The organism is Pseudooceanicola profundus, assembly GCF_054919315.1.
The window spans coordinates 2,767,450-2,780,932 of sequence record NZ_CM142898.1; the positions used below are offsets into that span (position 1 = coordinate 2,767,450).

Consider the following 13,483-nt stretch of genomic DNA (forward strand, 5'->3'; position numbering starts at 1 on the left):
GGTCTCAATTCATCTGCGCCAGCTCCGCCCGATGCGCCTGCATCCGCCGGAAGATGGCATAATCGCGGTCGTAGATCGCCTGCCGCCCCGGATCGGGCGAGAGGCTGCGGCAGTGGCCCTGCATGGCCTGTGCCGCGGTGGAGAGATCGGGCGCCAGCCCGCCGGCCATGGCGGCGGCGATGGCACTGCCGAGGAGGACCCCGTCAGGCGCGTCGCGCAGGTGCACCTCGCGGCCCGTCACATCGGCATAGAGTTGCAGCAGCAGGGGCGACCGGGTGTGCCCGCCGGTGATCATCAGCCGGCGCACGGGCGTGCCCGCGCCCTCCATCTGCTCGATGATCTGGCGCAGGCCGAGGGCGATGGCCACGGAGGCGCGCCAGTAGACGCGGAGCAGTTCGTGCCCCGTGGTGTCCAGAGACAGGCCCGAGAGCACGCCGCGCAGCAGCGGGTCGGCCAGCGGCGTCCGGTTGCCGTTGAAATCGGGCAGCACGTGCAGGTCGCGGGCGAAGGCGGCGCCCTCGCGCTCCAGCGCCTCGGTCAGCTGCGCCATGACCCGGTTGTGGGCCGAGATCGTGGTGGCCTTGTCGGGGGTTTTTTCGGGGGCAAAGACCCGCAGGACGTGGTCCAGCAGGGCGCCGGTGGCGGATTGTCCGCCCTCGGCCACCCATGCGCCGGGCAGGATCGCCTCGTGGTAGGGGCCCCAGATGCCGGGCGCCTGCCACGGCTCGGGCGTCAGCGCCATGATGCAGGAGGACGTCCCGGCAATCAGCGCCAGATCGCCCGAGCCCGCAGGCTGGCCGCCCAGCACCCCGAGCGCCCCGGCGAAGGCGTCGATCATGCCCGTGGCCACCTGGCAGGTCTCGCTCAGCCCCAGCTCTGCCGCCGCCTGTGCAGTGAGCGGCCCGAGGGGGGCGCCCACTGGCGTGCCAAGGTCGGGCAGGGCGGCCCGGGCGCGCATGTCTTCGAGGCCCATGGCGTCGAGGAAATCCGCCTGCCAGCCGCCGTCATGGGCGAGGTAGGTCCATTTCGCCGTCAGCGTGCAGAGCGACCGGGCATTGCTGCCGCTGGCCCGCCACGTGAGGAAATCGGTCAGGTCCCGGGCCGCGCCGAGGCGGGACCACAGATCGGGGCGCGCCTGCTTCAGCCACATCAGCTTGGGGACCTGCATCTCGGGCGACATGGCGCCGCCGATATGGTCCAGCACCCGGTGACCGGAGGCGGTGCAGCGCGCGGCCTGCGCCACGGCGCGGTGATCGAACCACGCGATGGTGTCCTGCCCCTCGTCGCCAAGCGGCAGCGGCGCGCCGTCCCGGTCGTGCAAGACCAGCGAGCAGGTGGCGTCGAAACCGATGGCGCAGATCGCCTCCGGGGCCACCCGCGCACCGGTCACCGCGTCGCGGACCGCCGCGCAGACCGCGCGCCAGATGTCATCGGAGGCATGTTCGCCGCCGCCGCCGGGTTTTTCCCAGAGCGCGATGGGGCGGACATGGTGGGAGAGGGCCGTTCCGTCCGTCGTGAAAACAGCCGCCCGAGCAGAGCGCGTCCCGACATCGACGGCACAGACATAGCGATCCATTTGGGGCTCCCGGATCAGAACTGCGCCTGCAGACTGTCGGGCAAGTCACGCATCTTGTCCAGCAGGGCGGCGGGGCCCAGCGGGCGGATGCGGTCGGCCAGCCGCGCGGGCCCGGCATGGCCCCCGCCGGTGAAGGCGAAGACGGGCATGCCCGCCGCCTGTGCCGCGCTCACCCCGGCGAGGCTGTCCTCGACCACGGCGCAGGCTTCGGGCGCAACGCCCATTTCACGCGCGGCGTGCAGGAAGAGATCGGGGAAGGGTTTGCCCCGTTCCACCATCGTGGCCGAGAAGACATGCGGCCCGAAAAGCGGCGCCAGCCCGGTCAGCTCCAGCGAGAGGCGGATGCGTTCGGGCTGCGACGAGGAGGCGACGCAGACCTTGCAGGGCAGGGCGCGGATCGCCTCTGCCATGCCCTCGATCGGGCGCAGGTCGGTGCGGAACCGGGCATAGAGCTTCTCGCGCATCTGCGCGAGGTGCGCCTCGGTCAGCTCCATGGCGAAATCGTCGCGCAGCACCTGCAGGGTGCTGGTCAGCGACCGGCCGAGGAAGCGATCATAGATCGTGGCGGCGTCGACGGGGCATCCGGCCTCGGCCAGCACCTCTGCGAGGACCTCGGTCGAGATCGGCTCGCTGTCGACGAGGACGCCGTCACAATCGAAGATCACCAGCCCCGGCCATGCCATGTCAGAGGGTGTCCTCGACATAGCGGGTCAGCACCGCGGCGGTGCCCTCGGACCAGAGCGCGGTCAGCGCATTGGCGAAGGCGGCGGCAAAGACCGGATCGCTGCCCAGATCGCCGTAGATGTCGCGCATCTCCAGCCAGGCCTGCGGACGGTCCCTGGCCTCTTTCGCCACCGGTTGCAGCCGGTCCCAGTTGGGATCGTTCGGCGCGATCTCGGCCCCGCTGTCGGAGACCCCGGCGCAGTAGCGGCACCAGAGCGCGCTTTCCAGCGCCAGCCCGGTGATCTTGCCCTTCCGCTTCAGCGCATCCGCGATGGAGGGGATGATGAACTTGGGCTGCCGGTTGGAGCCGTCGAGGCACAGCCTGCGGATCGTGTCGCCGATCTTGGGGTTGGCGAAGCGCGAGGCGATCAGGTCGTAATAGGCCGAGGTATCCGTATCGGGCACCGGCGGCACGCCGGGGATGATCTCTTCGCGCTCGATCTTGTCGAGGAAGGCGCGGATCAGCGGATGTTCCATCGCCTCGTGGACGAAGTGGATGTCCATCAGCCCGCCGGGGTAGGCGATGACCGCGTGGCCGCCGTTCAGGATGCGCAGCTTCATCAGCTCGTAGGGCGTCACGTCGGGGACGAACTGAACGCCGGCCTGCTCCAACGGCGGGCGGCCTGCGGGGAAGTCGTCCTCCAGCACCCACTGGATGAAATTCTCGCAGAAGACCGGCCATTGGTCGGCCACGCCGAATTCGTCGCGCGCGATGCCGCGTTCCCGGTCCGAGGTGGCGGGGGTGATCCGGTCCACCATCCCGTTCGGGAAGGCGACGCTGTCCGCCACCCAATCCGCAAGCGCCGGGTCCGAGAGGCGTGCCAGCCCGGTCAGCGTGCGCTTGGTCACCGAGCCGTTGTGGGGGATGTTGTCGCAGCACATGATGGTGAAAGGCGCATGGCCCGCGTCGCGGCGCGCGCGCAGCCCCTTCAGGAGCAGGCCGAAGACCGTCTTGGGCGCATCCGGCGCGGCGGCATCGGCCACGATGGCCGGATGTGTCGGGTCGAAGTTGTCGTCGCTGTCGAGGAAATAGCCGCCCTCGGTGATCGTCAGCGACACGATGCGGATCGCGGGATCGGCCATGGTGGCGGTGAGCCGGTCGATATCGCCGGGCGCGATGTAGTCGATCATCGCGCCGGTGACGCGGGCGGTCGACAGCGTCGCCTCCTGCTCCACCACGGTGGTCAGGTAGTCCTGCGCCTTGAGGATCTCACGCGCCTTGGCATCACCCGGCATGACGCCCGCGCCGACGATGGCGAAGTCGCGGCCTTCGCCTTGGGTGAACAGCCGGTCGAGATAGACCGCCTGATGCGCCCGGTGGAAGTTGCCGACGCCGAAATGCAGGATGCCGGCGGTCAGGTCCTCGCGGGCATAGCCCGGACGGGCGACCGCGACTGGCAGGTCGGGGAGAGTGGAGAGGGAAAGCTCGGGTGCCATGGAAGGGGTCCTTGGACGGGGTCTTTGGGCGAGGTCTGTAGCGGGGGCGGGTACGCGTCAGCGCAGCGCCAGCCCCCCGGCATCGAAACGGTGGATCTTGGAGGGATCGGGGCTGAGGAAGACGGTGTCGCCGTACTTGACCTTCACGTCACCGATGGCGCGCACGGTCAGTTCCCCCAGCGAGCCCGCATCGACCCGCAGGAAGGTGTCCGAGCCGAGGTGTTCGGCCAGACCGACCTTGCCCTGCCATGCGCCGCTCTCGGTCGAGATGGTCAGATGCTCGGGCCGGATGCCGATGGTGTGGGCGTCATGCTGGGCCGCCTCGGGGCCTTCGATGAAGTTCATCCGCGGGCTGCCGATGAAACCGGCCACGAACTTGTTGCGCGGCGTCTCATAGAGCTCCAGCGGGGCGCCGACCTGTTCGATCTTGCCCGCCTGAAGCACCACGATCTTGTCGGCCATGGTCATGGCCTCGACCTGATCGTGGGTGACGTAGATCATCGTGGTGTCCAGCGTGCGGTGCAGCTCGCTGATCTCGGCGCGCATGTTGACGCGCAGCGCGGCGTCGAGGTTCGACAGCGGCTCGTCGAAGAGGAAGGCCGCAGGTTCCCGCACGATGGCCCGCCCGATGGCGACCCGCTGGCGCTGACCGCCCGACAGCTGGCCGGGCCGGTGGTCGAGGTACTCGGTCAGGTTCAGCACCTTGGCGGCGTTGGTGACCTTCTCGTCGATCTCGGACTGGCTCTTCTTGGCCATCTTCAGCGGGAAGGCGATGTTCTTCTTCACCGACATGTGCGGGTAGAGCGCGTAGGACTGGAACACCATCGCAAGGCCACGCTTGGCGGGGGCGGCGAAGGTGACATCCTCGCCGTTGATGCTGATCTGGCCCGAGGTCACGTCCTCAAGGCCCGCGATCAGCCGCAGCAGGGTGGACTTGCCGCAGCCCGAGGGACCGACGAAGACGACGAATTCGCCTTCGTTGATCTGAAGGTCCAGCGGCGGGATGACTTCCTTGGGACCGAAGGTCTTGGTGATCTGGGAAAGAGTGATGCTGCCCATGACAGGTGTCCTTATTTCACGGCGCCGAAGGTCAGGCCCCGGACCAGCTGTTTCTGGCTGAACCAGCCAAGGATCATGATCGGCGCGATGGCCATGGTGGAGGCGGCCGAGAGCTTGGCGTAGAAGAGCCCCTCGGGCGAGGAATAGGAGGCGATGAAGGCCGTCAGCGGCGCCGCCTTGGCGGCGGTCAGATTCAGCGTCCAGAAGGCCTCGTTCCAAGCAAGGATGACGTTCAGCAGCAGGGTCGAGGCGATGCCCGGCACCGCCATCGGCGTCAGAACGTAGAGGATTTCCTCGCGCAGGCCCGCGCCGTCCATGCGGCTGGCCTCGAGGATCTCGCCGGGGATTTCCTTGAAGTAGGTGTAGAGCATCCAGACGATGATCGGCAGGTTGATCAGCATCAGCACGATCACGAGGCCGATGCGGGTGTCGAGCAGACCGAGGCTGCGGAAGATCAGGTAGATCGGGATCAGCACGCCCACGGGCGGCAGCATCTTGGTCGAGAGCATCCACATCAGCACGTCACGGGTCCGCTTGCCGGGCACGAAGGCCATGGCCCATGCGGCGGGCACGGCGATGATCACGCCCAGCAGGGTGGAGCCGACCGAGATCACGACCGAGTTCCAGAAATGCCGCCCGTAGTTGGAGCGCTCCTGCACGGTGGCGTAGTTCTCCAGCGTCCAGTCGAAGTTGAACCAGACCGGCGGATCGGCGATCGCCACGGCCTCGGTCTTGAAGGAGGTCAGGACGGTCCACAGGATCGGGAAGAAGAGCAGAAGCCCCACGGCCCAGGCCAGGACGGTCATCAGCGCCTTGCGGCGGGTCGAGCTGCGGCGGGACATCAGCGGTCTCCCTCGATCAGCGAGAATTGGACGGGGGACGCCGCGGAACGGGGCAGGGCCCTTGCCGACTGGTATGTCGGCTGCGTTCCGGACTGCGCCGGGTCTTCCCCAGCAGACGGCGCAGCAGCGCCCCCGTTTTGCCGGGCCTGTGCCCCTGCGGCGGCAGTCGCGCGGAGGAGGTCCGCGGGTCTGCCCAGCGTAGCCGACAGGAAGCCGATCCCGGCGATATGGATCGTCAGAGAAGTCATCGTCAGAGAAGTCATGGAAGGCGCCTGCATGATCATGCGTCCAGGTTCTTGCCGATCATCCGCATCAGGAAGATCGCGACGATATTGGCCAGCACCACCGCGACGATGCCGCCCGCAGCGCCCCCGCCCACGTCGAACTGCAGCAGCGACTGCGCGTAGACGAGGTAGGTGATGTTGGTCGAGGCATAGCCCGGCCCGCCGTTGGTGGTGACGAGGATCTCGGCAAAGACCGAGAGCAGGAAGATCGTCTCGATCAGCACGACCACGGTGGCGGCGCGGCTGAGGTGCGGCACGGTGATGTAGAAGAAGCGGGCAAGCGCGCCTGCGCCGTCCATCTCGGCCGCCTCGATCTGCTCGCGGTCGAGCGACTGCAGCGCGGTCAGCAGGATCAGCGTGGCGAAGGGCAGCCAGGTCCAGCTGACCATCCAGACGATGGAGAAGAGCGGCGCCTGGCCCAGCCAGTCGAAGGGCTCCAGCCCGAGGGCCTGGAAGAGATAGGCGAAGAGGCCGTTCACGGGGTTCATGAACATGTTCTTCCACACCAGCGCCGAGACGGTCGGCATGACGAAGAAGGGCGCGATCGTCAGGATGCGCACGATGCCCTGGCCCCAGAAGTCCTGATCCAGCAGCAGCGCCAGCAGCACCCCGCCGATGGTGGTGATCAGGAGGACCCCGCCCACCAGCAGCAGCGTGTTCTTGAAGGCGGCGTAGAAGGCCGGATCGGTCAGGAAATAGCGGTAGTTGTCGAGCCCGGTAAAGCTCTCCATCCCCGGCATCAGCAGGTTGTAGCGCAGCAGCGAGAAGTAGATCGTCATGCCGAGCGGCACGAGCATCCAGCCCAGGAGCAGAAGAACTGCGGGCGAGATCATCAGGCGGGCTGCGGTTTTGGAGTGGGCGGTCGCCATCGGGACCTCCTGCAAGGCGGGGAAGGACGGGGCCGGTCGCGCGCGGGCGACCGGCCCCGGGGTGTTTGAAAGGGACTAACGAATTGCGGGGGCCCGGCTCACGGTGGAGTGGGTGCTGGCCCCCGCAAGGCGGCGCTTACTTGATGTAACCGCTCTTGCGCATCTCACGCTCGGTCAGAGCCTGTGCGCTTTGCAGGGCCTGTTCGCCCGACACGGTCCCGGCGAGGGCCGCCGAGAATTGCTGACCCACCGCGGTGCCGATGCCCTGGAATTCGGGGATCGAGACGAACTGTGCACCGGAGTAGGGGATTTCCTTGACCGAAGGCGCCGAGGTGTCGACCGCGTTGATCGAGTTCAGCGTCATTTCCGCGAAGGGCGCGGCGGCCTGGTAATCGGCGTTTTCATAGAGCGAGGTGCGGGTGCCCGGAGGCGCCGCGCGCCAGCCTTCTTCCTCGGCCACGATCTCGGTGTAGTGCTTGGAGGTCGCCCAGGCCACGAAGGCCTTGGCAGCCTCCTCGTTCTTGGTGCCCGCGGGCACGGCAAGGTTCCACGACCACAGCCAGTGGCCGCGGTTGTCCATGCCGTCCTGTGCCGGGAACTGGGCGAAGCCCACGCTGTCGGCCACGGTCGAATCCTTCGGGTCGGTCACGAAGGAGGCCGCCACGGTGGCGTCGATCCACATGCCGCACTTGCCCTGCTGGAACAGCGCGAGGTTCTCGTTGAAACCGTTCGAGGAGGCACCCGGCGGGCCGTAGTTGGTCATCAGGTCGAGGTAGTCGGTCAGGGCCGCGGTCCATTCCGGGCCGGTGAACTCGGGCTTCCAGTCCATGTCGAACCAGCGCGCGCCGTAGGAGTTCGCCATGGCGGTGATGAAGGCCATGTTCTCGCCCCAGCCGGCCTTGCCGCGCAGGCAGATGCCGTAGATGCCGGCGTCCTTGTCGGTCATGGCCTCGGCGGCGGCCTTGATCTCGGCCCAGGTCGGGGCGTCGGAGATCGTCACGCCGGCCTTCTCGACCAGGTCCTTGCGGTACATGACCATGGCGCTTTCGCCATAGAAGGGCGCGGCGTAGAGCGTGCCGTCGACCGAGAGGCCGCCTGCGATGGCGGGCAGCAGGTCATCGGCGTCGTAGTCGTCGCCCATGTCGGTCAGGGGGACGAGCCAGCCCTGTTTCGCCCAGATCGGCACCTCGTAGTTGCCGATGGTCATCACGTCGTACTGGCCGCCCTTGGTGGCGATGTCGGTGGTGACGCGCTGGCGCAGGACGTTCTCCTCCAGCGTCACCCACTCCAGGTCGATATCCGGATGGGACGCGGTGAAGTCCTCGGTCAGGCCCTGCATCCGGATCATGTCGCCGTTGTTCACGGTGGCGATGGTGATCGTCTCGGCATGGGCCGCCGCGGCCAGAGCGCAGGTGGCAGTGGCGCCCATGAGGGCGCGGGTCAGCTTGTTCATGGAACTCCTCCCGAAGCATTTGAGCAATGGCTAATTGCTTGGGCAAATGTTCACATTGAGCCGTGCCAAGTCAACAGCCAAGCGCCTAGCCGCAGTGCAGAACTGCGGATGTATCTTTTTAAGATATTGATTAAACGTTGTTTAATCGCCGTGTGGCAGGCGGGGTTGTGCCGCGGCGCAGCGTCGGCGCTTGTCGCCCAGATGGGGAAAGTCCCGGGATTTCGCAGGGGTCTGGCGGTGGTTTTCGTGCCGCAGCGCGGCATCCCGGGGGCGTGCCGGTTGTTGACTGGCGAATCAACGCGGGCCGGTCGGGCCAGCAGGGGGGGAGCGGCAGGGGCCAGCCCATATGGTCCGGCAAACATGCTCAGGCCGACAGGGCCAGTCCCCGCGGATCGTGCCGATGGTCAGGCCAGCAGGGCGGTGGCCGTCTCCTCGTCGGTGACGAGCCCGTTGAGCAGGCCGCCCTCCAGCGCGCCCCGGATTGCAGGCAACTTGCCGGCGCCGCCCGCCACGCCGAGGATCTGGCGCCCCTCGGCCCCGCCCGCCCAGAGATCGGCTGCCGAGACGCGGTCGTTCATCAGGCCGGGGATCACCTTGCCCTTGGCATCGAAGGCCCAGCCGAGGATCTCGCCCACGGCACCGGCGGCGCGCAACTCGTCCAGCTCGGCCCGGGTGATGAACCCGTCCAGCAGCAGCGGCGCGGCGGCGTCCATCTGGCCCACGCCGACCACGGCAAGGTCGGCCCGCGCGGCAAGGTCGCGGGCGGCGGCGATGGTCTTCTGGGTCAGCAGCATGTCGCGTTCCGCGGCGCTGGCCGCGATGACCGGCATCGGCAGCGGGTAGGTCGGCGCGGTGACCTTGTCGGAGATCGAGAAGAGCACGTTGTAGAAGGCCGTGGAGCCGTCGGGCGCGATGTTCCCGGTGAGCGAGACGATCCGGTGCTGCGGGCAGTCGATCCGGGGCAGGGCCTCGATCGCCGCGCGCAGGGTGCGCCCGGTCCCCAGCCCCATGACGCCGGCCTCGGGCCGCAGGAGCCAGCGTTCGATCACATCCGCCGTGGCATGGGCCACCGGCAGCGAGGCGTCGCTGCCCGGCAGGCTGGGCACCACCTCGCAGAGCGAGAGGCCGAAGCGTTCGCTGAGCGCCGCGGCCAGCGACATGCACTGGCCGATGGGATGGTCGATCCGTACCTTCACGAGGCCCGAGGACATGGCGAGCGAGACCATCCGCTGCGCCGACTGGCGCGAGACGCCGAGGATGCCCGCGACCTCGTCCTGCGTCTTGCCCGCGATGTAGTAGAGCCACGCCGCCCGCGCCGCATCGTCAAGCCGCTTGGTCGCGCGGTCGGGCATGTCCATGGTGGTCCTCCTCCTTGACGCAGGAGACCCCGCGGCGGCGTCCAATGTCCCCGCGCAGGGCCGACCCTGTCAAGGCTGCGGAGGGCATGGCTGCTGCGCGTGACGTGCAGGAAACCTCTGGACAGCGCGGGGGCGAAGCCTTTATGCGCGCCGCAACAGGACGATAGCGCAAACATCGAGGGAGGGGCCCATGATCCTCTGCGCGGGCGAGGCTTTGATCGACATGATCCCGGCGGAAACCACCGCCGGGGAAACGGGTTACGTGCCCCGGGCGGGGGGCGCGGTCTACAATACCGCGGTCGCCCTCGGCCGGTTGGGGGCGCAGGTGTCGCTGGCCACAGGGCTCTCCACCGATGCCTTCGGGGCCCTGCTGGAGGAGGTCGCCGGCGCCTCGGGCGTGGACTGCGCGCCGTCGCCGCGGGTGAACCGTCCGACGACGCTGGCCATGGTGACCCTCAGCGGCGGGCAGGCCAGCTATGCCTTCTACATGCGCGGCACGGCGATGAACGACCTCACCGGGGCCGAGTTGACCGCGCCCGATCCGCTGCCCGAGATGGCGGTTTTCGGGGGCATCTCGCTGATGGCGGAGCCCTGCGGCGCGGCTTTCGAGGCGCTCTGTCTCTCGCTGGTGGCCAAGGGGGTGCCGATTTTCCTCGATCCCAACATTCGCCCCGGCTTCATCGCCGACGAGGCCGCCTACCGCGCCCGGCTGGCGCGGATGATGGCGGTGGCGGACATCGTGAAACTGTCGGACGAGGACCTGCTCTGGCTGGCGGGGCCCGATGCGGCGCCCGGGGACATCCTTGCGCAGGGGCCTGCGGTGCTCTGCCTGACCCGGGGCGCGGAGGGGGCCGAGGCCGTGACCGCGCGCGGCACGTTGCATGTGCCCGCCCGGGCGGTGACCGTCGCGGACACCGTGGGCGCGGGCGACACGTTCAACGCGGGCGTGCTGGCGAGCCTTCAGGCGCAGGGCCTGCGCGGGCGCGATGCGGTGCGCGGCGCCTCGGACGCGGCGCTGGAGGCGGCGCTGAGCCTGGGGATCGCGGCGGCCTCGGTCACCGTCTCGCGGGCGGGGGCGAACCCGCCGTGGCGGAGCGAGCTGCCCGCCTGACCGGGGGCAGGTTCTCGGGGGGGGGGCGAGCAAGAATTTTCGAAAATTCTTGCCAAAATTCTTCGAAGAATTTTGGGGGGCAGCCGGGAGCGGGGGGCTGGACGCAACCGGAGATCGGACAATGCGCATTGTCCGGACCGGGTTTTTCGAAAAATCCGGGGTGGGGCGCTGCCCCCTTGGCCCCTGCGGGGCCAATTCCCCCGGAGTATTTGGGGAAAGATGAAGGGGGGTGGTGTGCCCCCCTTGGTCTGTTCAGCGCCGGGTCAGAGGTCCTTGGCGAGCTTGCGAAGTTCGAACTTCTGGATCTTGCCGGTGGAGGTCTTGGGCAGCTCGGCAAAGACCACCTTCTTGGGGGTCTTGAAGCCCGCAAGGCGCGCGCGGGCGAAGGCGATCAGCTCTTCCTCGCCAGCGGAATGGCCCTCCTTCATTTCCACGAAGGCGCAGGGCACCTCGCCCCATTTCTCGTCCGGCTTGGCCACCACGGCGCAGAGCATCACGTCGGGGTGGCCCATGAGCACGCCCTCGACCTCGACCGAGGAGATGTTCTCGCCGCCCGAGATGATGATGTCCTTGGCCCGGTCGGAGATCTGGATCCAGCTGTCGTCATGCTGCACGGCGATGTCGCCGGAGTGGAAATAGCCGCCCTTGAAGGCCTCGCGCGTGGCGCGCGGGTTCTTGAGGTAGCCCTTCATCACGCCGTTGCCACGCATCATGATCTCGCCCGCCGTGGCGCCGTCGCGGGGCACCGGGGCCAGGCCCTCGTCAAGCACGACCACCTCTTCGCAGCCGGGCATCGGCACGCCCTGGCGGGCCTTGATCGCCGCGCGGGCCTCGCCCTCGAGGCCGGACCAGCGGCTGTCGTCCCAGTAGCATTCGGTGGCCGGACCATAGGTTTCTGTCAGGCCGTAGACCTGCGTGACGTTGAAGCCCATGGGCTCGATCGCGGCCAGCGTGGCGGGGGCAGGCGGGGCACCGGCGGTGAAGACCTCGACCACGTGATCGAAGGCGCGCTTCTGGTCTTCGGGCGCATTCACCAGCAGGTTCAGCACGATGGGCGCGCCGCCGAAATGGGTGGCCTTCTCGTCCGCGATGGCGTCGAAGATCGCCTTCGGCGTGATGTCGCGGCAGCAGATCTCGGTCCCGCCGAGGAGCGGCATCAACCAAGTGTGGCACCAGCCGTTGCAGTGGAACAGCGGCACGATCGTCAGGTAGCGCGGGTGCAGCACCATCCGCCACGAGATCACCTGCCCCATGGCGTTCAGATAGGCGCCGCGGTGGTGGTAGACCACGCCCTTGGGCCGCCCGGTGGTGCCGGAGGTGTAGTTGAGCGCGATGCTCTCCCATTCATCCTCGGGCAGGATCCAGTCGAAATCGGGATCGCCGGTGTCGAGGAAGGCCTCGTATTCCATGTAGTCGCCGTAGGCGTTCACGCCGGCATGGGGATCGGCCACCTCGATCACGAGGGGCGGTTCGTTCTCCATGTCCTCCATCGCGGCGACAAGGACCGGGATGAACTGCGGGTCGCAGAGCACCACCTTGGTGTCCGCGTGGTCGAGGATGTAGGACAGCGTGTCCGCCTCGAGCCGGGTGTTGATCGTGTTCAGCACCGCGCCGCAGGCGGGCACGCCGAAATGGGCCTCGGCCTGGGCCGGGATGTTGGGCAGCAGGGTCGAGACCACGTCGCCCGGCTCCACCCCCGCCTTTGCAAGCGCCGAGGCCAGCCGCGTCACGCGGGCGTGGTATTCGGCATAGGTCTTGCGGTGGGGGCCATAGACGACGGCCAGGTGGTTCGGCCAGATGTCCCGCGCACGGATCAGCCAGGACAGCGGGGTCAGCGGTACGTGGTTCGCTTGTGTCCGTTCAAGTCCCGTCTCGTCCTTCAGCCAGCCCATGGGCCTCTCCTCCTTGTGTCCTCGGATGGCACGGTATGCCGCCGCGCGGCCTGTCACAAGGGCCAGCCTGACGCAGGGTCGCAACGTTCCGCCCATGGGATTATCGTGACGGGGCAGGGGGCTGGCGGGGACCTCCGGCGCGCACGGGGCTCTGGATCGGGCGCGGGGGATCGGCTAGCGTCCGCCCCATGATCCTGTCGCGCGGCCGCCGCTATATCTTCATCCACATCCCCAAGACCGGCGGTACGGCCATGGCGCTGGCGCTGGAAGACCGGGCGATGAAGGATGATATCCTGCTGGGCGACACGCCCAAGGCCAGGAAGCGCCGGCACCGGGTGAAGGGGCAGGCAGCGGCCGGGCGGCTCTGGAAACACTCGACCCTCTCGGACATTCGCGGCCTGGCGAGTGACGCGGAGATCGCGCGGTTCTTCACCTTCACCCTCGTGCGGAACCCCTGGGACCGGGCGGTGAGCTACTATCACTGGTTGCAGGGCCAGAGCTTCGACCACCCGGCGGTGACGCTGGCGCAGACGCTCTCCTTCCCCGCCTTCCTGCGCCACCCGGTCATTGCGCGCGGCTTCGCCGACACCCCGGCGCGGGCCTACATGCGCGGGCCGGACGGCTTCGAGCGGGCCTCGCTCTATATCCGGATCGAGCATCTGGAGGCCGATGCGCAGCGGCTTTGGGACCATCTGGGCTTCGAGCTGGAACTGCCCCGGGCCAATGCCTCGGAGCGGGATGCGGACTACCGGCGCTACTATACGCCGGAAGACGCGGGCCTTCTGGGGCGGCATTGCGCGGAAGACATCGCCCGCTTCGGCTATCGCTTCTGACAACCACAGGGAGATTCGCCCGCAGAGCGAACGGACCGCCAAAGGG

Annotated in this window: 11 protein-coding genes; 2 read left to right on the forward strand and 9 right to left on the reverse strand. The window is 68.2% G+C overall.

The features are described from left to right. Positions 1-4: 4 nt before the first annotated feature. The 8 genes from ACX9MO_RS12720 to ACX9MO_RS12755 form a co-directional block, all read right to left on the reverse strand. Positions 5-1,576 (reverse strand): FGGY-family carbohydrate kinase, encoded by a 1,572-nt coding sequence (locus ACX9MO_RS12720; RefSeq protein ID WP_462212100.1) that lies wholly within the window; start codon positions 1,574-1,576, stop codon positions 5-7. A 14-nt stretch (positions 1,577-1,590) separates the two neighbouring features. After that, a complete protein-coding gene (locus ACX9MO_RS12725; protein ID WP_462212101.1) occupies positions 1,591-2,259 on the reverse strand; it encodes an HAD family hydrolase in 669 nt (222 codons plus the stop codon). Between the two features lies 1 nt (position 2,260). Then, positions 2,261-3,736: a mannitol dehydrogenase family protein gene (locus tag ACX9MO_RS12730; protein ID WP_462212102.1), complete on the reverse strand. Its 1,476-nt coding sequence runs from the start codon at positions 3,734-3,736 to the stop codon at positions 2,261-2,263. 57 nt (positions 3,737-3,793) lie between these two features. Continuing rightward, complete coding sequence (locus ACX9MO_RS12735) at positions 3,794-4,795, reverse strand: ABC transporter ATP-binding protein (RefSeq protein ID WP_462212103.1); 1,002 nt, start codon at positions 4,793-4,795, stop codon at positions 3,794-3,796. A gap of 11 nt (positions 4,796-4,806) precedes the next feature. Then, positions 4,807-5,637, reverse strand: coding sequence for a carbohydrate ABC transporter permease (locus ACX9MO_RS12740; protein ID WP_222489068.1), 831 nt, complete (start codon positions 5,635-5,637; stop codon positions 4,807-4,809). Between the two features lie 280 nt (positions 5,638-5,917). Further along, a complete protein-coding gene (locus ACX9MO_RS12745; protein WP_222489069.1) occupies positions 5,918-6,790 on the reverse strand; it encodes a carbohydrate ABC transporter permease in 873 nt (290 codons plus the stop codon). A 136-nt stretch (positions 6,791-6,926) separates the two neighbouring features. Then, on the reverse strand, positions 6,927-8,243 hold the full coding sequence (locus ACX9MO_RS12750) for an ABC transporter substrate-binding protein (protein ID WP_462212104.1): 1,317 nt from the start codon (positions 8,241-8,243) through the stop codon (positions 6,927-6,929). A 404-nt stretch (positions 8,244-8,647) separates the two neighbouring features. Next, the gene (locus ACX9MO_RS12755; RefSeq protein ID WP_462212105.1) at positions 8,648-9,601 is read right to left on the reverse strand and encodes a sugar-binding transcriptional regulator; all 954 of its coding nucleotides are present in this window, start codon (positions 9,599-9,601) and stop codon (positions 8,648-8,650) included. Positions 9,602-9,791: 190 nt separating this feature from the next. Here ACX9MO_RS12755 and ACX9MO_RS12760 point away from each other — a divergent pair, with 190 nt between their 5' ends. Then, positions 9,792-10,712, forward strand: a complete 921-nt coding sequence (locus ACX9MO_RS12760) for a carbohydrate kinase family protein (protein WP_462212106.1) — start codon at positions 9,792-9,794, stop codon at positions 10,710-10,712. Between the two features lie 263 nt (positions 10,713-10,975). On the opposite strand, the gene ACX9MO_RS12765 is transcribed toward ACX9MO_RS12760, so the two are convergent. Continuing rightward, on the reverse strand, positions 10,976-12,604 hold the full coding sequence (locus ACX9MO_RS12765) for an AMP-binding protein (RefSeq protein ID WP_462212107.1): 1,629 nt from the start codon (positions 12,602-12,604) through the stop codon (positions 10,976-10,978). A gap of 188 nt (positions 12,605-12,792) precedes the next feature. On the opposite strand from ACX9MO_RS12765, the gene ACX9MO_RS12770 reads away from it, so the two are divergent. Then, complete coding sequence (locus tag ACX9MO_RS12770; RefSeq protein ID WP_222489074.1) at positions 12,793-13,437, forward strand: sulfotransferase family 2 domain-containing protein; 645 nt, start codon at positions 12,793-12,795, stop codon at positions 13,435-13,437. Positions 13,438-13,483 lie beyond the last annotated feature (46 nt).